Source organism: Paenibacillus sp. FSL R5-0517, from assembly GCF_037974355.1.
GTDB lineage: Bacteria > Bacillota > Bacilli > Paenibacillales > Paenibacillaceae > Paenibacillus.
The window spans coordinates 5,429,676-5,453,365 of record NZ_CP150235.1 but is presented as its reverse complement, the minus strand read 5'-3'; the positions used below and the strand labels follow the sequence as shown (position 1 = coordinate 5,453,365).

General features: G+C 47.9%; 18 protein-coding genes, 6 tRNA genes, 3 rRNA genes, 1 pseudogene and 1 other annotated feature. All 28 genes and pseudogenes read left to right on the top strand.

All coding sequences use genetic code 11. The features are described from left to right. Positions 1-151: 151 nt before the first annotated feature. On the top strand, positions 152-1,024 hold the full coding sequence (gene mreC / locus MKX40_RS24375) for a rod shape-determining protein MreC (protein ID WP_339237077.1): 873 nt from the start codon (positions 152-154) through the stop codon (positions 1,022-1,024). Then, entirely contained in the window at positions 1,024-1,557 is a 534-nt protein-coding gene (gene mreD, locus MKX40_RS24370; protein WP_339237075.1) for a rod shape-determining protein MreD, read from the top strand. The genes mreC and mreD overlap by 1 nt, the downstream gene beginning before the upstream one ends. 74 nt (positions 1,558-1,631) lie before the next feature. Then, the gene (gene minC / locus MKX40_RS24365) at positions 1,632-2,294 is read left to right on the top strand and encodes a septum site-determining protein MinC (RefSeq protein ID WP_017692615.1); all 663 of its coding nucleotides are present in this window, start codon (positions 1,632-1,634) and stop codon (positions 2,292-2,294) included. 3 nt (positions 2,295-2,297) lie between these two features. Then, the gene (gene minD / locus MKX40_RS24360) at positions 2,298-3,092 is read left to right on the top strand and encodes a septum site-determining protein MinD (RefSeq protein ID WP_024633965.1); all 795 of its coding nucleotides are present in this window, start codon (positions 2,298-2,300) and stop codon (positions 3,090-3,092) included. A 150-nt stretch (positions 3,093-3,242) separates the two neighbouring features. Continuing rightward, positions 3,243-4,091, top strand: a complete 849-nt coding sequence (locus tag MKX40_RS24355) for a M23 family metallopeptidase (protein WP_339237071.1) — start codon at positions 3,243-3,245, stop codon at positions 4,089-4,091. Next, positions 4,084-4,944 (top strand): M50 family metallopeptidase, encoded by an 861-nt coding sequence (locus MKX40_RS24350; protein WP_339237068.1) that lies wholly within the window; start codon positions 4,084-4,086, stop codon positions 4,942-4,944. Before MKX40_RS24355 ends, MKX40_RS24350 begins: the two co-directional genes overlap by 8 nt. Before the next feature lie 107 nt (positions 4,945-5,051). Further along, positions 5,052-6,302 (top strand): Rne/Rng family ribonuclease, encoded by a 1,251-nt coding sequence (locus MKX40_RS24345; protein ID WP_339237066.1) that lies wholly within the window; start codon positions 5,052-5,054, stop codon positions 6,300-6,302. 56 nt (positions 6,303-6,358) lie between these two features. Then, positions 6,359-6,443, top strand: a sequence feature (ribosomal protein L21 leader region). Between the two features lie 14 nt (positions 6,444-6,457). Further along, positions 6,458-6,769, top strand: coding sequence for a 50S ribosomal protein L21 (gene rplU / locus MKX40_RS24340; protein ID WP_017692620.1), 312 nt, complete (start codon positions 6,458-6,460; stop codon positions 6,767-6,769). 14 nt (positions 6,770-6,783) lie between these two features. Next, positions 6,784-7,113: a ribosomal-processing cysteine protease Prp gene (locus MKX40_RS24335; RefSeq protein WP_036605912.1), complete on the top strand. Its 330-nt coding sequence runs from the start codon at positions 6,784-6,786 to the stop codon at positions 7,111-7,113. Positions 7,114-7,136: 23 nt separating this feature from the next. Next, the gene (rpmA, locus tag MKX40_RS24330) at positions 7,137-7,448 is read left to right on the top strand and encodes a 50S ribosomal protein L27 (protein WP_017692622.1); all 312 of its coding nucleotides are present in this window, start codon (positions 7,137-7,139) and stop codon (positions 7,446-7,448) included. Positions 7,449-7,598: 150 nt separating this feature from the next. Further along, a complete protein-coding gene (locus tag MKX40_RS24325) occupies positions 7,599-8,336 on the top strand; it encodes a Spo0B domain-containing protein (RefSeq protein ID WP_339237064.1) in 738 nt (245 codons plus the stop codon). A 17-nt stretch (positions 8,337-8,353) separates the two neighbouring features. Then, positions 8,354-9,664 (top strand): GTPase ObgE, encoded by a 1,311-nt coding sequence (gene obgE, locus MKX40_RS24320; protein ID WP_339237061.1) that lies wholly within the window; start codon positions 8,354-8,356, stop codon positions 9,662-9,664. 229 nt (positions 9,665-9,893) lie between these two features. Continuing rightward, positions 9,894-10,331, top strand: a complete 438-nt coding sequence (locus tag MKX40_RS24315; protein ID WP_017692625.1) for an ACT domain-containing protein — start codon at positions 9,894-9,896, stop codon at positions 10,329-10,331. A 58-nt stretch (positions 10,332-10,389) separates the two neighbouring features. Further along, positions 10,390-11,676, top strand: a complete 1,287-nt coding sequence (locus tag MKX40_RS24310) for a homoserine dehydrogenase (RefSeq protein WP_339237060.1) — start codon at positions 10,390-10,392, stop codon at positions 11,674-11,676. Positions 11,677-11,780: 104 nt separating this feature from the next. Further along, a complete protein-coding gene (gene thrC / locus MKX40_RS24305) occupies positions 11,781-12,851 on the top strand; it encodes a threonine synthase (protein WP_339237058.1) in 1,071 nt (356 codons plus the stop codon). Next, a pseudogene (gene thrB, locus MKX40_RS24300) lies at positions 12,848-13,817 on the top strand (homoserine kinase). Before thrC ends, thrB begins: the two are co-directional and overlap by 4 nt. Next, positions 13,814-14,686, top strand: coding sequence for a prephenate dehydratase (gene pheA, locus MKX40_RS24295; RefSeq protein WP_339237055.1), 873 nt, complete (start codon positions 13,814-13,816; stop codon positions 14,684-14,686). The pseudogene thrB and the gene pheA overlap by 4 nt, the downstream one beginning before the upstream one ends. A 146-nt stretch (positions 14,687-14,832) precedes the next feature. Continuing rightward, positions 14,833-15,717: a branched-chain-amino-acid transaminase gene (gene ilvE, locus MKX40_RS24290; RefSeq protein WP_339237053.1), complete on the top strand. Its 885-nt coding sequence runs from the start codon at positions 14,833-14,835 to the stop codon at positions 15,715-15,717. Between the two features lie 195 nt (positions 15,718-15,912). Next, on the top strand, positions 15,913-17,541 hold the full coding sequence (locus tag MKX40_RS24285; RefSeq protein WP_339237050.1) for a LysM domain-containing protein: 1,629 nt from the start codon (positions 15,913-15,915) through the stop codon (positions 17,539-17,541). 546 nt (positions 17,542-18,087) lie between these two features. Next, a 16S ribosomal RNA gene (locus tag MKX40_RS24280) occupies positions 18,088-19,639 on the top strand. A 314-nt stretch (positions 19,640-19,953) separates the two neighbouring features. Beyond that, positions 19,954-22,879 (top strand): 23S ribosomal RNA (locus MKX40_RS24275). 76 nt (positions 22,880-22,955) lie between these two features. Continuing rightward, positions 22,956-23,072, top strand: a 5S ribosomal RNA gene (rrf, locus tag MKX40_RS24270). The 16S, 23S and 5S rRNA genes sit together here with 6 tRNA genes alongside, the layout of an rRNA operon. Positions 23,073-23,156: 84 nt before the next feature. Then, positions 23,157-23,232: transfer RNA gene (locus tag MKX40_RS24265), tRNA-Asn, on the top strand. Between the two features lie 4 nt (positions 23,233-23,236). Further along, positions 23,237-23,308, top strand: a tRNA-Glu gene (locus tag MKX40_RS24260). Between the two features lie 6 nt (positions 23,309-23,314). After that, positions 23,315-23,390, top strand: a tRNA-Val gene (locus tag MKX40_RS24255). 18 nt (positions 23,391-23,408) lie between these two features. Beyond that, positions 23,409-23,482: transfer RNA gene (locus MKX40_RS24250), tRNA-Met, on the top strand. Positions 23,483-23,509: 27 nt separating this feature from the next. Beyond that, positions 23,510-23,587: transfer RNA gene (locus MKX40_RS24245), tRNA-Asp, on the top strand. A 23-nt stretch (positions 23,588-23,610) separates the two neighbouring features. After that, a tRNA-Gly gene (locus MKX40_RS24240) sits at positions 23,611-23,685 on the top strand. Positions 23,686-23,690 lie beyond the last annotated feature (5 nt).

The window sequence follows — 23,690 nt, the reverse complement described above, 5'->3', positions numbered from 1 at the left end:
GGCAAGATATCTTTATAGAGGACCCGGTTAACCCCGGGGATGAGCTATTACCCGCTTAACAGGGGAGGATCGGCTGATATTCTCGCAGGGACTACAAGTCTGACAGTCTCCCCGCCGGGCATGGCTCGGAAGAGAATATGGATGTTAGAGGGTGTTCGAACTGTTTAAACTGCTAGGCAACAAAAGACTTTTTGTTTTGCTGGTGGGCCTTGTTACATTTATCGCGTTAATGGGCTTTACGCTCAGTCCGCGAACCACTCTATCCTGGCCGGAGAAATTCCTGAAGGATTCAGTTGGATTTGTACAATACGTATTTTACAAGCCCGCTTCTTATGTAGCGGGCTTTTTTAAAGATGTAGCGAACATGCGTACGGTATATCAAGAGAATGAAGAGCTTCGTATCGCGATGGGTCACTATACCCGGGATCGGCTGAAGTACAATGATATGGAGCAAGTGAATGAGCAGCTTCAGAAAGCGCTCAATTTCACCGAAGAACAGAAGAATCGGTATAATTATGGTTCACGAATTGCTCAGGTTATCAGTGCCAATTCAGATCCGAATAGCAGAACCATTAACATTGATATTGGTGAAAATGCGGGAATTAAGCCGGGGATGGCTGTAACCTCGCAAGAAGGGCTAGTCGGCGTGATTAGTCATGTCAGCTCCTATACATCAACAGTTAATCTGTTAACGTCCATGGACGCCAATGATCCAACATCCAACGCCATTGCAGCAACGGCAGTAGGTAAGGAGAAAGTGTTTGGTATGATTGAGAGTTATGATCCGAAGACGGGCATGCTCAAGATGACCAAAATCTCAGAAGATTCTAATATCCAAAAGGATGATGAGATCATCTCCTCTGGAATTATAAACAATTTTCCGAAGTACATGCGGATTGGGAAAGTGAAGAGTGTCGAGAAAAGTGAGTATGGTTTAACCAAAACAGCTACAATTGAGCCATATGCAAGTTTCCTTGATTGGAAAGAGTTGATTGTCATTATCCCGCCTGAGGTAAAAGAATAATGATAACGCGCAAGCAAGTCTTGTTCCTGTTGTTATTCGTTTTGTTCATTGCGGAAGGTACGATTTTGCCGCTGCTCATTCCTTCTGGCTGGCAGATGCGTATTTCTGCCAATCTGGTCTATATCGTCATTTTGTTTATCGCCGTATATCATCACCGACACACGGCACTAGTGCTCGGTATATTTTTTGGACTATTGCATGACGTTGTATTCTACGGCGAGATGATTGGACCTTATGGATTTTCGATGGGATTATCGGCGTACATGATGGGACTCATTTTTCAAGCACCTCGTGCACCACTGCCCGTTATGGTATCGGTTGTCATTTTGGGAAGTCTGCTGAATGACACCATGCTATTTTTCCTGTACAAGCTCTTCCAACTTAACCACGTGACCTTTGACTGGGCGTTGATTGAATACATGATTCCTAATTTGTTCATTCATTTTGTGTTTGCCTTGATCATATATGTCCCGCTTCGGAAACAACTGGAGCGGATCGGCAAGAGACGGAGCAAGACAGAAGAAGCTTCCTAAATACATTTATGGAGCGCAAAGCAGGAACTTGGGGCCCCGGGCACGAAATGTAATGAGATGGGAGGGACAGGCTTATGACGGTAAAATCGAATCACGTAACGATTAAAGGCATCCGAGACGGCCTGGTTTTCCTGTTGGACGATCAATGTGAATTCGAGGAATTGCTCTATGAGCTCCGCTATAAGCTGGAACACAGCCATCAAAATATTTTGACCGGACCGATTGTTCATGTGGATATCAAGTTGGGTGCCCGCGAAGTGACAGAGGACCAGAAAGAAGCAATTCTCGATATACTGAAACAAAAAGGGAATCTGCTTATTCGATCCATCGATTCACCTGCACTCCAACCGGAGGTTAAAGGACCGCCGCCGATTGTAACCATGTGTGGTATGGTGCGTTCTGGTCAGGTGCTTCATCATGAAGGAAATCTCCTGTTTCTTGGAGATATCAATCCGGGGGGCACAGTGACGTGTACCGGAGATATATATGTGTTGGGTTCACTCAGAGGTATGGCTCATGCCGGAATTGGCGGGGACGAGGAAGCAATCATTGCGGCATCGGTATTTGCACCGACGCAGCTACGTATTGCGGATATCATCAGTCGTCCTCCCGATGAATGGGAGAGCCGAGAGACCGGAATGGAATTTGCTTACTTACAGGACAATCAGATGCAGATAGACAAAATGAGCAATATCGTTCGGTTACGCCGAGATTTTAATGTGTTTAAAGGAGTGTAGCTCATGGGAGAGGCGATCGTGATCACTTCGGGTAAAGGCGGCGTGGGTAAAACAACCACCTCGGCAAACATCGGGACAGCGCTGGCGCTGCTCGGCAAAAAGGTTTGTCTGGTAGATACCGATATCGGCCTTCGTAATTTGGATGTCGTGATGGGACTCGAAAACCGTATTATTTACGATCTGTGCGACGTTGCGGACGGCCGCTGCCGTCTGAATCAGGCTTTGGTCAAAGACAAGCGTTTCGAAGAATTATACATGTTGCCTGCGGCGCAGACGAGAGACAAAAACTCGGTATCGCCAGAACAGGTGAAGGATATTATCCTTGAATTGAAAAAAGATTTTGAATACGTCATTATTGATTGCCCCGCAGGGATCGAGCAGGGGTTCAAAAATGCGGTAGCAGGAGCAGATCAGGCCATCGTGGTCACTACACCGGAAAATGCTGCAGTACGTGATGCGGATCGTGTCATCGGCCTGCTGGAGAGTTCACATATTCAATCACCTAAACTGGTGGTGAATCGAATTCGCAATAATATGGTTAAATCGGGTGACATGTTAGATATCGATGGTATTTTACAAGTACTTAATATTGACCTGATTGGCATCGTGCCTGATGATGAACTAGTCATCAAAGCTGCCAATTCAGGAGAACCCACGGTCATGAATCCGGATTCACTTGCAGCGATTGCGTATCGGAATATTGCACGCCGCATTCTGGGAGATACGGTCCCATTAATGCAGCTGGAGCAGAAAAAGGGTGCTTTTTCTCGCTTCAAAAAGTTCTTCGGAATGGGTTAACTCGTTAAACGAACTTATTCATAATTTTAAATACATGACAGCCGTGGCGCATAGCCCGGCTTTTTTTGTTATCTGACCGGCAGGCTTGTTCATATTATCATCCACCTCTTCATAGGATGTAGTAAACAAGCCTCGGCGGGAGGATATTCCATGAACACGAAACTCAGAATCAAGCAGAGACGAGAAGAACGCATTCGGCGACTGATGGATGGAGCCACTGTGGAGGTCTTACAGGAGCAAAAAGTAGGTTCATTGTTGGACAAGAATGAGATCATGCACCGGAAACCGTTTACGCCTAGTGAAGGGATACAAGAAAGAGATCCAGAATGGTTGTGGAAAAAAGAGAACGGTCGTTTCGTTCCAGGGGGGCATTCGAGATTCAACCTAATCAAGTCACTTTTAAAACGAACGGTCATTAGCGCTTTGATATTCGGCGGAGTATGGGGGCTGTTTCAATTAGATACATCGTGGACGAAAGCTCCCAAAACAGTCATTGCCGATGCACTCCATCGAGATATGGATTTTGCCTCTGCAGCAGCCTGGTATGAACGCCATTTTGGAGGAACGCCTTCGTTTCTGCCTGTTCTTGGTCATACGACGGATGCTGTCAATGGCTCAGGCATACGACAATTACTGGGTAAACCAATCTCAGGAACAGTGGTTCAGCCATTCGCGCTGAGCATGAAAGGAATTGAGATCGTTCCGGATGCTGCTGGTGCAGAACTTATACAGGTCGCAAGTTCGGATGCTGGACGTGTCATGGAGGTTATCGGAGATGCAGCAAGTGGATTCACCGTTGTGATTCAACATACAGGCAATGTCACGGCAATATACGGTCGGCTGAACGAAAGTGAAGTGAACGTGAATGATTGGGTGGAAGCGGGGAATCCAGTGGGGAGTCTCAAAGCTACGGGTGGTGAGCAACCGGCCACGCTCTATTTTGCGGTCAAAGAGGGGGAGGAGTACGTAGACCCAGCGGAAGTTGTTGCCCTTGATTAGGGTGTGGGGGGTCCGTATTACGTTTCATCCGTTTTTTGTAATTATCATGATGGCCTCCCTCCTGACTGGACATTTCATTGAACTTATTACGCTGTTTGCCATCGTATTCATTCATGAATGTGGACATGCTGCGGCGGCGGCCCTTCTGGGCTATCGTGTTTTGTCAATCCAGATGCTTCCTTTTGGAGGAGTAGCGGTTATTGAAGATGGAGGTACGATCACGGCCTACCGGGAAATCATGATTGCTCTTGCAGGTCCATTACAAAACATGCTGATGGTTGGTGTGGTTTTATTGTTGCAGTATGGCCATCTCGGCGATCCGGTTTTTCTCAATTATATCATTCAGGGAAACCTGCTCATCGCCCTATTTAATCTGCTGCCTGTACTTCCTCTGGACGGAGGAAAAATTGTTCAGGCGCTTGTCAGTCTGTGGGCACCCTACTATACAACATTAATGTGGACTTACAGAATTAGCATTCTGTTTAGCGTAGGAGTTGTTTTGTATGCGATCTGCCGATGGTTTACTGGAGACTACGGCTTACCGTTAAACATTCTGTTAATCGGTCTTTTTTTGTTCTATTCCAATCTGACGGATTACCGAAATGTACCTTATCGCTTTATTCGTTTTCTGATGAATCGAGAAGGGGCGTTCACTCGTCACGCGGCTGCTGGCAGTTTGGCGCAGCCAATAATCTCATTTCCAGCGAAACCTTTGGACACTATTTTGCGTCTATTAAAGAGAGAAAGATACCATATGGTATACGTGATGAACAGACAGGGACAAATTATGGCCGTATTGCCTGAACAACGCATTATCGGGTCCTATTTTCAACAAAATGGCGATAAATTGTAGTGTTCTGGTGGACCTGTTCTGAAATGGGTTAATACATGTACAATGAGAATGGTAAAGAGAGCTGAAATGGATGTGGATGAATTGAATTGTCTTCTAGAGGTGAAGCCATGAAACAAATGATCGTACATAATGAACATAACCTCATGCAAATGGCGCTTCTGGAAGAAGGCAAAGCTGTGGAATTTACAGCAGAGCGTACACGCGAGCGTGGACTGTTGGGTTCCTTTTTCAAGGGACGGGTAGTTAATGTGCTACCGGGTATGCAGGCTGCTTTTGTGGATATCGGTCAGAAAAAGAATGCGTTTCTGTATGTGGATGATGTGTTACATCCCCATCTGGAGAAGCAACCTAAGGTGAAGCCTTCCATCTCGGAGTTGCTTCGTCCAGGTCAGGAAGTCATTGTTCAGGTTCTGAAAGAACCGGTAGGAGGCAAGGGAGCCCGGGTGACGACTCATTATTCACTTCCGGGCCGATGGCTTGTCTACATGCCTGTTGCCGACTATGTGGCGGTTTCCAAGAAGATTGCCCGTGAAGGGGATCGTTCTCGTCTTAAGGCACTTGGGGAGCAGCTGAGGCGGGATGAAGAAGGACTTATTATTCGAACCGTATCTGGAGAAGAGCAGCATGAAGCCATCAAGTCGGACTTGGAAACATTACGTGCGCAGTGGTACCTGATTCGTGAAAAAGCGGACAGTTTGCCTTCGCCAAGCCTCCTGCATCGGGATCATAGCATGGTGCAGCGAATCATCAGAGATGTGTACACACCAGGCAGTGATGAGGTCATCACCGATAGTGAAGGACAAGCCCGTGAGGTAAAAGCATTGCTGGAAGAGATTAGTCCTGGTCATCAACCCAAAGTTCAGGTGTATCGGGGTACAGAATCCATCTTTGCTGCCTATGGTGTACAGGAGCAGTTGAATAAGGATTTTGCCCGAAAAGTCTGGCTGCCCGGAGGCGGATATATTGTCATTGACCATACTGAAGCTCTGACTGTAGTGGATGTGAACACAGGCAAATATACAGGAGCTGGCGGTGACAGTCTGGAAGAGACCGTGACGGAGACCAACATGCAGGCAGCAGTGGAGATTGCCCGTCTGATGCGTCTGCGGGATATCGGTGGCATGATAATTGTCGACTTCATTGATATGGAGGAAGCCTCGAATCGGCATGAAGTTGCGTCAACCTTGGAGGGTGAACTCAAAAAGGATCGGACCAAAGCGTTTGTAATGGGTTGGACCAAGCTGGGTTTGCTCGAACTTACCCGTAAGAAAGTGCGGGAAGAAAGTACGTTGCCCTATGTTGAGCCGTGTTCTTCCTGTCATGGAACGGGAAAAAGATATATTTCACCTTTGCATTGATTTTTGATATATTGCGTGATATAATCTTCAAGTATGTGTTTAGCCTATTGGTCTTGCACATGCTGTAACCGCACTGGCCGGGTATAAGAACAGTTCCGCAAGGAGGCTGTCACCTGAGAACGGGCGAGTCTGAGACATGAGGAGGTGCAAGGCAAATGTACGCAATTATTGAAACAGGCGGCAAACAGTACAAAGTCCAAGAGGGCGATGTTCTGTTCATCGAGAAATTGACTGCGAACGATGGCGAAAGCGTAACGTTCGACCGTGTCCTGGCTGTATCTAACGATCAAGGTTTGACAGCAGGTACACCATTGATTTCCGGAGCTACTGTAACGGCTAAAGTGGAGAAACATGGCAAAGGACAAAAGGTTATCGTATACAAATACAAACCTAAAAAGAACTACCATGTGAAGCAAGGTCACCGTCAACCGTACACTAAAGTAACTATCGAAACAATCAAAGCGTAAAGAAGGTGCGATAAGTGATTATCGTTCAAATCTTTCGTGATGAGGACGGGAACATCGAACGCTTTTCCATCGAAGGGCATGCCAATTTTGCCAAGCGGGGAGAAGATATCGTATGTGCCGGGGTATCCGCTGTTACAGTGGGTACGGTGAACTCAATTGAAACATTGACCGGTGTCGAAATGGATGCCAAGATGAAGAATGGCTTTCTAAGTGGTTCTTTACCTTTGTTGGAGAGAGGGGAAACCTGGTCCCAGGTACAACTGTTACTCGAATCCATGGTGGTTATGCTCTCTAATATTGCAGAGTCATACGGGAAGTATATTAAAATACAGCAATTCAAATAAGCAAAGAAGGAGGACAACCAATCATGTTGAAATTAAATCTTCAGTTATTCGCATCGAAAAAAGGTGTAGGTTCCACGAAGAACGGACGTGACAGTAATGCTCAACGTCTGGGTGTTAAACGTGCTGATGGTCAAACTGTAACTGGTGGTAGCATTCTCGTTCGCCAACGCGGAACGAAAATTCACCCAGGAACTAACGTTGGCATCGGTAAAGATGACACTTTGTTCGCGAAAATCGACGGCGTTGTAAAATTCGAACGTTGGGGACGCGATCGCAAAAAAGTAAGCATCTATCCTGTTAATGTTGCTCCTGTAGCAGCAGCAGTAGAAGCGTAATATCGGCATTCCGCCTAAGGAGCCTTCGGCATTTTTGCCGAAGGTTTTTTGTATTCAACGGTTATTCGGTAATGAACTGGCAGAAAAGACATGTTATACTTGGTTACGGTGGGTGTAGACCAACCGAGTTTTGTAGAACGGGGAGAAGCCATGAAATCTTGGAAAAGAGTGCCGTGGATTGCGGCATGTTCACTTCTGATTCCTTTGGTTTTCGTTATGTTGTATCCGGCGATGATCTCAAGCGTCGTATGCGCATTGTGGTCCGTCGCAGTATTGTTCATTTCTGTGAATGCGATGAAGAAACAGGCGGAGGCGGAACGCAGAACCATCATACAATCCATGGAAAAGACAGCAATTGCTTCATTAAATCATCATCGACACGACTGGATGAACGACCTTCAGGTGTTATATGGATATCTTCGGATGGGCAAACTTGATAAATCCCTGCAATGTGTGGAAAGAATAAAAGAGCGGGTTACGGAAGAGAGTCGAATCTCCAGGTTGGGTATTCCTTCGCTCGTATTTTATCTTCAATCTTTTCGGGCCAGTGGAATGCCGCTGGAATTGCATGTGGAAATAGAAGAAGAGTTGCAGCTTAGTGCTCTGGTCTCTCCCGAGGATGGCGAGTCACTTACCGGGGCGATTGCGGATGCAATCAGAGCCTATCAATATGGCGGCGGCCGGTCTTCTTGGGGAGAGGTTCGCAAACTGACCTTGAACTTCGGGCAGGATCATGGAGATGTGGTTGTCCGACTGGAGGGGGATCAAACACCCGATCCGGAAACATTGCGGCAGCTTACTGCCGTACTCCAAGGAAAAAAAGTCAGAACGGAGCAGTTTCCGTCTGAGGATACGTTTATACAATTCAGAATGCCGTGTGGAATATAGGAAGAAGGGGTTAACCAATGTTTGTAGATAAAGCGAAGATTTATGTAAAAGCCGGAGACGGAGGGGACGGAATTATTTCCTTCCGTCGTGAGAAGTATGTTCCAAACGGTGGACCCGCCGGGGGCGATGGAGGCAGAGGGGCTGACATCATTTTCCGGGTGGATGAAGGTCTGCGGACGTTGATGGATTTCCGTTACCAGCGTCACTTCAAGGCCCCACGTGGTGAGAAGGGACGTAATAAAAGTCAGCACGGTGCAAACGCTGAGAACATGATTGTGCGCATTCCACCAGGAACTGTCATTCTGGATGAAGACAGTGGAGAAGTACTGGCGGATATGACACGTCACGGTCAACAAGTTGTTATTGCTCGTGGTGGTCGGGGTGGTCGGGGTAACATCCGATTTGCCACACCGAACAATCCTGCGCCTGAACTTGCCGAGAATGGTGAAGAAGGCCAAGAGCGTTACATCGTATTAGAGCTAAAAGTGATGGCAGATGTTGGTCTGGTTGGTTTCCCGAGTGTCGGGAAATCCACGCTGCTTTCTGTCGTTTCGTCAGCCAAACCAAAGATTGGTGCATATCATTTCACAACCATTACACCGAACCTGGGTGTAGTTGGTGTAGGAGAAGGCCGAAGCTTCGTTATGGCCGATTTGCCTGGTCTGATTGAAGGCGCACATGAAGGAATCGGACTGGGACATGAGTTTTTACGTCATGTCGAGCGTACCCGTATTATTATTCATGTGGTGGACATGTCGGGTTCAGAAGGACGCGATCCATTTGAAGACTGGCAGAAAATTAATGATGAACTGAAACTGTATAATCCGCTTTTGGCTGAGAGACCGCAGGTTGTAGCAGCCAATAAAATGGATATGCCGGACTCTGAAGCAAACCTGGAGCAATTTTTGCAGCAAGTTCGTGAGGTGCAACCGGATATTGAAGTGATGCCTATTTCATCTCTGACTCGTAAAGGGATTCAAGAGCTCTTGTATCGTGCCGCTGATCTCCTGGATCAGATTCCGGACGAGCCAGTGGTTGAAGAGGTAGCAGACGTATCCGAACGTAAAGTGTACAGCTTGGACAAAAAAGAGGACGATGGTTTCCGCATCTTGCGTGAGAATGAAATGTTCGTTGTCGAAAGTGCCAAGATTGATCGCATGATGAAACGGATGCAATTGAACTCGCATGAAGCTATATTGAAACTCGCACGTACAATGCGTTATATGGGTGTGGACGCTGAGTTGCGTAAGCGTGGAGCTGTAGAAGGCACCATCGTGCGTATTGGAGACTTTGAATTTGAATTTGTGGAAGGCAGCAGTTACTACTAAGTAACCGTCTTCCGTGGAGAGACAGATTGATATACAGACGCAGAGAAGTGGGAAGTTGACCCGCAGCTCTGCGTTTTTTTTGTTTTTTCCTGACATGGGAGAGGCATAAACTTGTATACTGTGAGGAATACATTTCAAAAAATAGGCATGTCATGTATTGCCCTTTTGTCGTAGATCCTATATAATGTCCACTATATGAATACATGAGTCTTTGAGGAGAGGACGTTCTGTGAACGAACGCTATTACTTGGTACGGGAAGATATTTTACCGGAGGCAGTGGTGAAGACCATGCAGGTAAAAGAACTACTGGCTTCTGGTGATGTTAAAACAGTGCATGAGGCGGTTGAACAGGTTGGATTAAGCCGGAGCGCCTTTTACAAGTACAAGGATGGAATTCATCTGATCAACCAGCTTGAACGGGAGAGAATTGTAACGATCTCTATTGATCTGGAGCATCAGTCAGGGATCTTGTCTCGTGTGCTTGGACATGTAGCAGGTTATGGAGCCAACGTGCTCACGATTAATCAGAGTATACCGCTTCAAGGAAGAGCCAATGTTGTCATTTCAGTGGAAACGACACATCTTCATGGCGAAATTGGTGAAATGCTGGATCGAATGCAAGATATGCCTGGAGTAAGACGCACACGTATTGTAGGCCAAGGTTAATGAGGCTTTAACATACAGGACTGACAGACAAGAATAGACATTAGGGGGTAGATCGTTAGTGAAACCAGTAAAAGTCGGATTGTTGGGTCTGGGAACTGTGGGGACGGGAGTCGTTCGCATTGTGGAAGGAAATCAGGAGGATCTGAGCAGTCAGGTTGGATCGCCGATTGTCATTGAGAAGATCGCGGTGAAAAATACAGAGAAAGAACGTGTTATTGCTGTAGACCGTGCCAAGCTCACTGAAGATCCTTGGGAAGTCATTCGTCATCCGGATATTGATGTCATCGTTGAAGTCATGGGTGGCATTGATCAGACGAAAGAGTATATTCTTGAAGCGTTGGAACGTGGGAAGCATATCGTAACAGCGAACAAAGATCTCATGGCACTGCATGGTACAGAGATTTTGGCGAAGGCGCAGGAAAAGCAATGTGATGTGTTCTATGAGGCGAGTGTTGCGGGAGGGATTCCAATCATTCGTACGTTAATTGAAGGTTTCTCTTCCGACCGGATTACTCGCATTATGGGGATAGTGAACGGAACAACGAACTTTATTCTGACCAAAATGAGTCAGGAAGGTGCATCCTATGAAGAAGTGCTGGCCGAAGCACAGGCGCTGGGATACGCTGAATCGGATCCAACCTCCGATGTGGAAGGACTTGATGCAGCTCGCAAAATGGCGATCTTGAGCACACTGGGTTTCCGCACTAATGTGGAGTTGAAGGATGTAACTGTTAAAGGCATATCCTCCGTTACTCGTGAAGACATAACGTATGCCAGAAGACTGGGCTATGAGATGAAGTTACTTGGTATTGCGGACCGGATTGACGATGAGATTACGATTAGCGTACAGCCGACAATGGTTAGACAGAATCACCCCATTGCTTCAGTCAATGGTGTGTTCAACGCAGTATATGTACACGGTGAAGCTGTAGGGGAGACCATGTTCTACGGTGCGGGTGCGGGAGAACTGCCAACGGCAACTTCGGTTGTAGCTGATATTGTGGCGGTTACCAAAAACCTCAAACTTGGCGTGAACGGTCTCAAAGCAATTGTTCCTTATAAGCAGAAGCGAATGCAAAGCGATGAGCAGATCGTGTCGAAAAACTTTATTTTACTGCACGTGGACGACAAAGCCGGTGTATTGGCACAGATTACACAAATTTTCGCTGAATATGATGTCAGTCTGGCGTCGGTTGTTCAACAGCCGAATGAGCACAACCCGGATGCCGAGATCATTATCGTTACGCATAATGCAAGTAAGGCAAGCATGGATAAAGTGTTAAAACATTTTGAATCACTCAGCGTCATTCGTCGCATTAAGAGTGTATACCGGGTCGAAGGATAATTGTCCTCACCCCATACTGCATCTTCATTATTTCCGTTATAAATTATACCCGTATCATCAGGTCATCATATCAGATTATTAAAACATAAAGGAGTTTACCCACAATGAGATATCAAGGACTTTTGCAAACGTACAGAGAGCACCTTCCGGTTAATGAAAATACACCACTGCTTACGCTTCAGGAAGGGAATACACCGTTGATTTATGCAGAGAATCTGTCTGAGGAGCTCGGCTTAAAAGTATACTTCAAGTATGAAGGTTTGAATCCTACAGGATCTTTCAAAGACCGCGGTATGGTTATGGCGGTTGCCAAAGCGATGGAAGAGGGCAGCCGTACGATCATGTGTGCATCTACAGGTAACACGTCAGCAGCTGCAGCTGCCTACGCCGCACGTGGTGGCCTCAATTGTATCGTGCTGATCCCTAATAATAACATTGCACTGGGTAAACTGGCCCAAGCCATGATTTATGGAGCCAAAGTGATTGCGATTAATGGTAACTTTGACCGTGCACTGGAGATTGTGCGTGAGATCACAGCCAAACATCCGATCACGCTTGTAAACTCTGTGAATCCGTTCCGGATCGAAGGACAGAAGACAGCAGCGTTTGAAGTGGTTGAACAACTGGGCGAAGCGCCTGACGTTCTGGCTATTCCAGTTGGTAATGCGGGGAATATCTCGGCCTATTGGAAAGGGTTCAAAGAATATAAAGAGGCTGGTAAATCCAACACGCTGCCACGCATGGTTGGTTTCGAAGCCGAAGGTGCGATGGCGATTGTCAAAGGTGAACCGATTCTTGAGCCTGAAACAGTAGCCACAGCGATTCGAATCGGTAATCCGGCGAGCTGGAAAACGGCTGTAGCTGCAGCTGAGGAATCTGGTGGACAGATTAACTATGTAACGGATGAACAGATCCTGACAGCGTATCGTACGCTTGCATCTCGGGAAGGGATTTTTGCTGAACCTGCTTCTGCGGCTTCCCTTGCTGGTGTATACAAACTGAAGAGCGAAGGGTACTTTAAAGGCGGAGAGACTGTAGTTTGCGTACTGACAGGTAATGGCCTGAAAGATCCGAATATTGCGATCAAAACAGTAGCGACTGAACCGCTTGTTGTTGAAGATACGGAAGAAGCAGTAATGGCGGCCATTGCACAATTGGAGCAGCAATCTGTATGAGTTTGCGTGAAAAGGTAACTGTAAAAATACCTGCAAGCACAGCCAATCTCGGTCCGGGCTTTGATACTCTGGGTATGGCATTGTCTCTGTATGCCTGGTTGGAGATGAAACCTGCCGAGCAGACGACATTTCATCTACACGGCGATCATTTGACAGGCCTGCCTACGGATAAATCGAATTTGATTTACGAAGTCGCACAGATGGTATTCGATGAAGCTGGGGTGTCTGTACCTGAATTGGAGATTTCCATGTATTCCGATATTCCACTTACGCGTGGACTCGGCAGTAGTGCATCAGCCATCGTTGGTGCACTGGCGGCAGCGAATGCATTAATTGGTACTCCTTTATCGGATGCGAAACTTCTGGATATAGCCACCTCCCTCGAGAAGCATCCTGATAATGTGGGTGCATCACTCTATGGGGGTATTATTACGGCTGCATGGGATGGTGTGCGGGTAGATCATATTCGTATTGAGCCACACCAGGATTTGCAGGCTTTGGTTGTTGTACCTGAATTCCAACTGTCTACTTCAAAAGCAAGGAATGTTATTCCAGAGCAATTTGGCATGTCTGATGTGGTGCATAACATTAGCAGATCCTCGCTGCTCGTTGCCGCTTTGGCGAGTGGGCGACTGGATATGATTCAGAAGGCGATGTCAGATCGAATTCACCAACCGTACCGGGCATCATTGGTGCCAGGCATGGCTGAGATATTGGAACATGCTGTCGATCATGGAGCGTTGGGAGCTGCCCTGAGCGGAGCGGGACCGACCGTATTAACCTTGGTAGATCGTCATGACACCCGCAAAGCGGAATTGGAACAATATTTGCTGAACACCATGGAGCGGGAGGGCATATCTGCTTCTGCACTGTGGCTCGATCCGGATTTGGACGGTGTAACCGTGCTGCCTGATCAAGACGAACGTCCTTTTTTTGGACAGAATCAAAGGGGAAGTTAATGCATGAAAAGAATTGCAGTATTACCTGAAGGCTCAGTTTCCCATGAGGCGATTGATTTCCTTTTTAACAGTGAACCGTTAGATTTGCTTCACTCCAAGCTGATTTCAGATGTTTTTCGAGCAACAGATAGTGGAAAAACACAATACAGTGTCATTCCGATGGAAAATACAATTGAAGGTTCCGTTAGCCTTCACATGGACTGGCTTGTGAATGAAGTGGATATTCCAATGCAAGCAGAGTGGATATACCCGTCCATCCAGAATGTCATTGGACATGGGGTTGAATTCAGGACGGAGAGCGGCGAGTATGATTTTAGTAAAATTACCAAGATCATGTCTCATCCTGTGGCTATTCCGCAGTGTCAGAACTTTATTCGGCTGCATTCGCCTGATGCGGATCTTGAAGGTGTGAACAGTACAGCCGAAGCTGTAGAGATTGTGAAGAAAAATCCGGGTAAGGGCTGGGTAGCCATCGGTACCAAGCTTGCTGCTCAGAAGCATGGTCTGGACATTATGGCTGAACGAGTTACAGATCATGACAATAACTATACCCGTTTTGTGCTTATCGGCCATGAACCTGTGGTTATTCCTCGTGAACCGGATCATGTGAAAACCAGCTTGCTCGTGACATTGCCAGAAGATGCACCGGGAGCGTTGCATCAGGTATTGTCGGCATTTGCCTGGCGGAAGCTGAATCTGACCCGTCTTGAATCTCGTCCAACGAAGAAACGATTGGGCAGCTATTATTTCTACATTGATGTTGTGGAAACGGTCGATTCGGTATTGCTCACTGCAGCCATGGCTGAGATAGAGGCGTTGAATTGTCAGGTGCGTGTTCTTGGTAGCTATCCTTGTTATACATATCCTTCGAGGTAATCGACCTGTATGATGGTTGGAATGTTAGAAGGTTGTCGTAATTCTGGATAGAATGAACAAGTAAGAGCTTTTCATTTGGTGTACAATGGACGAGTTATAACGTTCGGAGTTAGGGAAATGGATATTTTATGGAGGTGCAGTCATCGGTGGCAGAGCAGTGGATCTATTTGGATGGTCAGTATGTGACCAAAGAGAACGCAACCGTTTCGGTATATGATCATGGATTTTTGTACGGAGACGGGATTTTCGAAGGTATTCGGATCTATAACGGAAATATTTTCAGATGTAAGGCTCACTTGGATCGTTTGTATGATTCGGCAAAATCCATCAGTTTGAACATCCCGCTGTCCATGGATGAGATGTTGGAAGTGATGGCTGAAACGGTGCGCCGCAATGATATGCGTAATGGGTATATTCGTCTTATCGTATCACGTGGCCCTGGTAATCTTGGTTTGGACCCGCTTCGTTGCCCTAAGGCATCCGTAATCATCATCGTGGAGCAATTGGCGATTTATCCGGAGGAAGCGTATCTGACTGGATTAAAAGCAGTCTCCGTATCCCAACGTCGGAACATCCCGGACGCTTTGAATCCGAAAATTAAATCATTGAACTATCTGAATAACATCCTGGTTAAAATCCAGTCTAACTATTCAGGTGCTGGAGAAGCGATTATGTTGAATTCCCAAGGTTACGTTACCGAGGGTTCAAGTGATAACATCTTCATCATCAAAAATGGTGTAGTATACACGCCGCCTTGTTATCTCGGTGCTCTTGAAGGGATTACACGTCAAGCCATTATCGATCTATGTGGAGAACTGGAGCTTGAATTAAAAGAAGTGCCATTCACCCTGCATGATGTGTATATCGCAGACGAAGTCTTTTTCACCGGGACAGCTGCAGAAGTTATCGCTGCATGTGAAGTGGATGGAAGAACAATTGGTACGGGTGTCGCAGGTCCTGTAACGCTGAGACTGTTGGAAGCATTCCGTCAGATTGTTGACAAAGATGGTTATAAAGTGTGGGAATCTTAAGTAAGAATTGTATAGCATAGGGAACAGGAATCCTCCTTGTCCGATAAAATTCAGCATACCTGGTGTATGGGGATTTTAGCGACAGGAGGATTTTTTTTGTTTAGTTGATGTCATTAGCCCGGTTTCTGCATAGGATGTAGTAACGGTATGGGCGAATGTACTGCCCAAGTATGACGTCTAGGAGGTTAGTTCCCTGTGAAAATACACATGGTGAAAAAAGGCGACACATTATATCTGCTGTCCCAAAAATACAATGTTGCGCTGGACAAATTGATCACGGCTAATCCGCAAATCACAAATCCCGACAAGCTGGCTATTGGCATGAAAGTCAAAATCCCTGCAGAGCCAGTAACACCGAAGCCGGAGGGTATGCTCCACAGTCACAAGGTTCAGCAAGGAGATTCGTTATGGAAGTTGGCACAAGCCTGGGGAGTTCCTTTAAAAGATATGATCAATGCCAATCCACAGTTGAAAAATCCGAATGCTCTTCTGGTGGGGGAAACGGTCTACATTCCCTCGATGCATGCACAAGGAAACACGATGTCTAACTCGGGTGCCAGCAACATTGCTGCAAATGAAAAATTGTCGCCTGAAGGTAAGGAATACACGGGAGTCAAAGAACCGGAACAACCTGCTCCAGTTGCACCAACTCCTCCTGCTCCGGTATCAGAGGTTCCAGTCCCAGTACCTGCTCCACCACCAGCTAATCCAGAAAAACCGAATGTGAAGCCTGAACTGGAGGTGCTGCCGCAGTTGCCAGAACTTCCTGAAGTGAAACCCGAAAAGGAAATGCCGAAAAAAGAAGAGGTTAAACCCGAAGTTCAAGTTAAACCTGTAGCGGAATCCAAGAAATACACAATGCCTAATCTTTCGCCTGAAATTATGCCTTTGCCTGTAATGCCTAATACCGAGCCTCCAACTGAGGTTGCACCAGCAACGAAAAAGCCCTGTGGTTGTGGTAACAAGTTGCATCATGCGTCAGCGGAGCATCCTTATGTTCAAATTCCGGTTCCTGCACAAGAGGTGTATGGTATTCAGCAAGACATGTACACGGCAGAAGTGAGTAACAATGCGCCGTTTCCAGGGATTTCGGAAGTTAGCCCTTACAGTGGCAGTGAAATGACTAACAGCCCGTGGACGGGTGCGGAGCAGAGCTATAACCACAATAACGTTATGCCAAATCTGTCTCCAGAAATGCAAAACAACTCATTTCCGATTGCACCAGCTGGCGAAGTGAATAGTCCATTTCCAACGTATGCAGCACCTAGTCATATGAATCATCAGCCACCATTCATATCTCCATACTCGATGCTTCCGTATCCTCCATGCGGATGTGGATCACATACACATGTCCCTCAGTATACTTATCCTTCTTATGGTTACCAGGAACCGGCTTGGAACATGAACATGTACGGTCCTTCGTATGGTATGCCACCTGAAATGTCTACATCAACGATGCCAAACCAGCCTATCGAGTATGCATATCAGAATCCGTATCCTACACAGAACATGGTTCCGCCGTCCCCGCTTGGAGCATTTGGCGAAATGTATCCTCCTCAAGGGCAAGGCAGTGGTGGCAAAAAGGGAGGGCGTGAAGACGCTAACTTAAGTCAGGTAAGCATTGAAGAGGTTGGATCAGATTCGGAGGCGAAGTCCAAGCAAACCGGAAATAAGCCAGCAGCCGCAAAACGCAGAACGAGCAAGGCTCCTCTGAAGAACAAATCCAAAGTATCTGTGTCAGGAAAAACATCCAGAGAGGGTGTAGCTACTTCCAACCAACGGAAATCAAATAAAAAGCGTCGTAATCCATGGATACAAAACTAACCAGAGGACTGCGATCGATAGAGAAGTAAGTTACCTATAATATTAGCGGGAAGTTAACTCTGTGATAGGGAGTTGGCTTCCCGCTAACTCTGAATGAACAATGAACTGCATATAAAGGAGATATAATTTTTCAGGAATAATGGGAGCATTTTGTAGAGAAATATTGAAAACCCTTTCATATATGTGCTAAAATATTTGTTGTACCCTATGAGCGTACCGCGATAATAGGACAAGTTAGGGAACCGATATGATCGCTTTAGCTAATGCAAAACTAGTAAAGAAAAGAAATGAAAAAAAACTGTTGCATTAGATTCAGCCGTATGATATATTATTTAAGTCGCCGCTGAAACACACGGCTGACACGGGAAACACAATAAATGAAGAAACAAGTTTGATCTTTGAAAACTGAACAACGAGTGAGTAAACATTCTGCTTGCAGAATGAAAGCGAAAGTTTGAAACAAGCCTTGGCTTGGATCGACTGGAGCACAAATGAGATGTTTAATCTCGTCAGATTCAAAATGAGCTTATCGCTCTTTTCAATACTTTATTGGAGAGTTTGATCCTGGCTCAGGACGAACGCTGGCGGCATGCCTAATACATGCAAGTCGAGCGGAGTTGATAAGAAGCTTGCTTCTTTGAGACTTAGCGGCGGACGGGTGAGTAACACGTAGGCAACCTGCCCTCAAGTTTGGGACAACTACCGGAAACGGTAGCTAATACCGAATAGTTGTTTTCTTCGCCTGAAGGAAACTGGAAAGACGGAGCAATCTGTCACTTGGGGATGGGCCTGCGGCGCATTAGCTAGTTGGTGGGGTAACGGCTCACCAAGGCGACGATGCGTAGCCGACCTGAGAGGGTGATCGGCCACACTGGGACTGAGACACGGCCCAGACTCCTACGGGAGGCAGCAGTAGGGAATCTTCCGCAATGGGCGAAAGCCTGACGGAGCAATGCCGCGTGAGTGATGAAGGTTTTCGGATCGTAAAGCTCTGTTGCCAGGGAAGAACGCTTGGGAGAGTAACTGCTCTCAAGGTGACGGTACCTGAGAAGAAAGCCCCGGCTAACTACGTGCCAGCAGCCGCGGTAATACGTAGGGGGCAAGCGTTGTCCGGAATTATTGGGCGTAAAGCGCGCGCAGGCGGTCATTTAAGTCTGGTGTTTAATCCCGGGGCTCAACCCCGGATCGCACTGGAAACTGGGTGACTTGAGTGCAGAAGAGGAGAGTGGAATTCCACGTGTAGCGGTGAAATGCGTAGATATGTGGAGGAACACCAGTGGCGAAGGCGACTCTCTGGGCTGTAACTGACGCTGAGGCGCGAAAGCGTGGGGAGCAAACAGGATTAGATACCCTGGTAGTCCACGCCGTAAACGATGAGTGCTAGGTGTTAGGGGTTTCGATACCCTTGGTGCCGAAGTTAACACATTAAGCACTCCGCCTGGGGAGTACGGTCGCAAGACTGAAACTCAAAGGAATTGACGGGGACCCGCACAAGCAGTGGAGTATGTGGTTTAATTCGAAGCAACGCGAAGAACCTTACCAGGTCTTGACATCCCTCTGATCGATGCAGAGATGTATCTTTCCTTCGGGACAGAGGAGACAGGTGGTGCATGGTTGTCGTCAGCTCGTGTCGTGAGATGTTGGGTTAAGTCCCGCAACGAGCGCAACCCTTGATCTTAGTTGCCAGCACTTCGGGTGGGCACTCTAAGGTGACTGCCGGTGACAAACCGGAGGAAGGTGGGGATGACGTCAAATCATCATGCCCCTTATGACCTGGGCTACACACGTACTACAATGGCCGGTACAACGGGCTGTGAAGCCGCGAGGTGGAACGAATCCTAAAAAGCCGGTCTCAGTTCGGATTGCAGGCTGCAACTCGCCTGCATGAAGTCGGAATTGCTAGTAATCGCGGATCAGCATGCCGCGGTGAATACGTTCCCGGGTCTTGTACACACCGCCCGTCACACCACGAGAGTTTATAACACCCGAAGTCGGTGGGGTAACCGCAAGGAGCCAGCCGCCGAAGGTGGGATAGATGATTGGGGTGAAGTCGTAACAAGGTAGCCGTATCGGAAGGTGCGGCTGGATCACCTCCTTTCTATGGAGAATCGTTTCCTGTAACGGAAACATTCAAATACGCAGCTTAGCTGCAAAACTACTCACTCGTTGCTCAGTTTTGAGAGCTCAAACTCTCAAACAGCTTGCTTTTGCATGGAGCTTGTTCTTTGAAAACTAGATATCGAAACGAAAGTAAATGCGAATTAGAACATTCCTTTTTAGCTGAACTTGTGTAAACAAGTTTCAATAAAAACGGTAGTTAATTGCTGTTGCGATGGTATCGACTGGGAGCGACTTTTGGCTTTGGACGCAGTCCAAAACAAGGGAAGCGAGCGATCGAAACCGGAGCAATTTGGTTAAGCTACTAAGAGCACACGGAGGATGCCTAGGCGCTAGGAGCCGATGAAGGACGTGGCGAACAACGAAACTGCCTCGGGGAGCTGTAAGCAAGCTTTGATCCGGGGGTGTCCGAATGGGGAAACCCAGCTGGGGTAATTTCCAGTTACTCACAACTGAATACATAGGTTGTGTAGAGGCATACCAGGGGAACTGAAACATCTAAGTACCCTGAGGAAGAGAAAACAATAGTGATTCCGTCAGTAGCGGCGAGCGAACGCGGAGAAGCCCAAACCAGAGAGCTTGCTCTTTGGGGTTGTGGGACGTCTCACATGGAGTTACAAAGGAGTCAGTTAAACGAAGAGGTCTGGAAAGGCCCGCCAAAGAAGGTAAAAGCCCTGTAATTGAAAGTTGATTCTCTCCGAGACGGATCCCGAGTAGTGCGGGGCACGTGAAACCCCGTATGAATCCGGCAGGACCATCTGCCAAGGCTAAATACTTCCTAGCGACCGATAGTGAAGCAGTACCGTGAGGGAAAGGTGAAAAGCACCCCGGAAGGGGAGTGAAATAGAACCTGAAACCGTGTGCTTACAAAAAGTCAGAGCCCGTTTTAGGGGTGATGGCGTGCCTTTTGTAGAATGAACCGGCGAGTTACGTTCCCGTGCAAGGTTAAGGTGAAGAGCCGGAGCCGCAGCGAAAGCGAGTCTGAATAGGGCGATGTAGTACGTGGACGTAGACCCGAAACCGGGTGATCTACCCCTGTCCAGGGTGAAGGTGCGGTAACACGCACTGGAGGCCCGAACCCACGCACGTTGAAAAGTGCGGGGATGAGGTGGGGGTAGCGGAGAAATTCCAATCGAACTCGGAGATAGCTGGTTCTCCCCGAAATAGCTTTAGGGCTAGCCTCGGAAAACAGAGTCGTGGAGGTAGAGCACTGATTGGGTGCGGGGCCCGCAAGGGTTACCAAGCTCAGTCAAACTCCGAATGCCATAGACTTACTTCCGGGAGTCAGACAGTGAGTGCTAAGATCCATTGTCAAAAGGGAAACAGCCCAGACCATCAGCTAAGGTCCCCAAGTGTGTGTTAAGTGGGAAAGGATGTGGAGTTGCACAGACAACCAGGATGTTGGCTTAGAAGCAGCCACCATTGAAAGAGTGCGTAATAGCTCACTGGTCGAGTGACTCTGCGCCGAAAATGTAACGGGGCTAAACACACCACCGAAGCTATGGCTTGATGCTTTGCATCAGGGGTAGGGGAGCGTTGTATAAGGGTTGAAGGTGTACCGTAAGGAGCGCTGGACATTATACAAGTGAGAATGCCGGTATGAGTAACGAAAAGATCAGTGAGAATCTGATCCGCCGAAAGCCTAAGGGTTCCTGAGGAAGGCTCGTCCGCTCAGGGTAAGTCGGGACCTAAGGCGAGGCCGAAAGGCGTAGTCGAAGGACAACAGGTCGAAATTCCTGTACCACCGTAAGCCGTTATGAGCAATGGGGGGACGCAGTAGGGTAGTGACGCGGACTGATGGATGTCCGTCTAAGCAGTAAGGCTGATGTGTAGGCAAATCCGCACATCATAAGGCTGAGCTGTGATGGGGAGCGAAAATTGTAGTAGCGAAGGTCATGATCTCACACTGCCAAGAAAAGCCTCTAGCCAGGTGAAGGTGCCCGTACCGCAAACCGACACAGGTAGGCGAGAAGAGTATTCTAAGGCGCGCGGAAGAACTCTCGTTAAGGAACTCGGCAAAATGACCCCGTAACTTCGGGAGAAGGGGTGCCCCGGTAGTGTGAATAGCACGAGGGGGCCGCAGTGAAAAGGCCCAAGCGACTGTTTAGCAAAAACACAGGTCTGTGCGAAGCCGTAAGGCGAAGTATACGGGCTGACGCCTGCCCGGTGCTGGAAGGTTAAGGGGAGTGGTTAGGAGCAATCCGAAGCTGTGAACCGAAGCCCCAGTAAACGGCGGCCGTAACTATAACGGTCCTAAGGTAGCGAAATTCCTTGTCAGGTAAATTCTGACCCGCACGAATGGCGTAACGACTTGGGCGCTGTCTCAACGAGAGATCCGGTGAAATTTTAATACCTGTGAAGATGCAGGTTACCCGCGACAAGACGGAAAGACCCCATGGAGCTTTACTGCAGCTTGATATTGAATTTGGGTACGATCTGTACAGGATAGGTGGGAGCCTGAGAGACATGAGCGCCAGCTTGTGTGGAGGCAACGTTGGGATACCACCCTGATCGTATCTAGGTTCTAACCTGGTACCGTAATCCGGTGCGGGGACAGTGTCAGGTGGGCAGTTTGACTGGGGCGGTCGCCTCCTAAAGAGTAACGGAGGCGCCCAAAGGTTCCCTCAGAATGGTTGGAAATCATTCGAAGAGTGCAAAGGCATAAGGGAGCTTGACTGCGAGACCTACAAGTCGAGCAGGGACGAAAGTCGGGCTTAGTGATCCGGTGGTACCGCATGGAAGGGCCATCGCTCAACGGATAAAAGCTACCCTGGGGATAACAGGCTTATCTCCCCCAAGAGTCCACATCGACGGGGAGGTTTGGCACCTCGATGTCGGCTCATCGCATCCTGGGGCTGAAGTAGGTCCCAAGGGTTGGGCTGTTCGCCCATTAAAGCGGTACGCGAGCTGGGTTCAGAACGTCGTGAGACAGTTCGGTCCCTATCTGTCGTGGGCGTAGGAAATTTGAGAGGAGCTGTCCTTAGTACGAGAGGACCGGGATGGACGTACCGCTGGTGTACCAGTTGTTCCGCCAGGAGCACCGCTGGGTAGCTATGTACGGACGGGATAAACGCTGAAAGCATCTAAGCGTGAAGCCCCCCTCAAGATGAGATTTCCCAGTATGTAAGACCCCTTGAAGACGACGAGGTAGATAGGCTGGGGGTGGAAGTGCAGCAATGCATGGAGCTGACCAGTACTAATCGGTCGAGGGCTTATCCAAATATGCAAGTGATCATTCGCATGTTTCGTTTCGAATCTAGTTTTCAGAGAACGAACTCTGAAATGTAAGCTATGCGTTTGGTGGCGATGGCGGAGGGGTTCCACACGTACCCATCCCGAACACGACCGTTAAGCCCTCTAGCGCCGATGGTACTTGGACCGCAGGGTCCTGGGAGAGTAGGACGCCGCCAAGCGAACTCTTTCATCATACATAGAAAACAAGCTCTGCATGTGGACATTGTACGATGGATTGCATTTGCCCTGCAAATGCATATTATTCCCTGATAGCTCAGTTGGTAGAGCACTCGACTGTTAATCGAGTTGTCACAGGTTCGAGCCCTGTTCGGGGAGCCATTAAGGCCCGTTGGTCAAGGGGTTAAGACACCTCCCTTTCACGGAGGTAACAGGGGTTCGAATCCCCTACGGGTCATATTATGGAGGCTTAGCTCAGCTGGGAGAGCATCTGCCTTACAAGCAGAGGGTCGGGGGTTCGATCCCCTCAGCCTCCACCATAAGATTTTTAATAACGACGCGGGGTGGAGCAGCCCGGTAGCTCGTCGGGCTCATAACCCGAAGGCCGCAGGTTCAAATCCTGCCCCCGCAATTATACTTTCCCAATGGAAAGTGATCTGGAACCGTGGTGTAGTTGGCCTAACATGCCTGCCTGTCACGCAGGAGATCGCGGGTTCGAATCCCGTCGGTTCCGCCATTTTATATCTATCAATACCGTATGCGGAAGTGGCTCAGCGGTAGAGCATCGCCTTGCCAAGGCGAGGGTCGCGGGTTCGATTCCCGTCTTCCGCTCCAATATT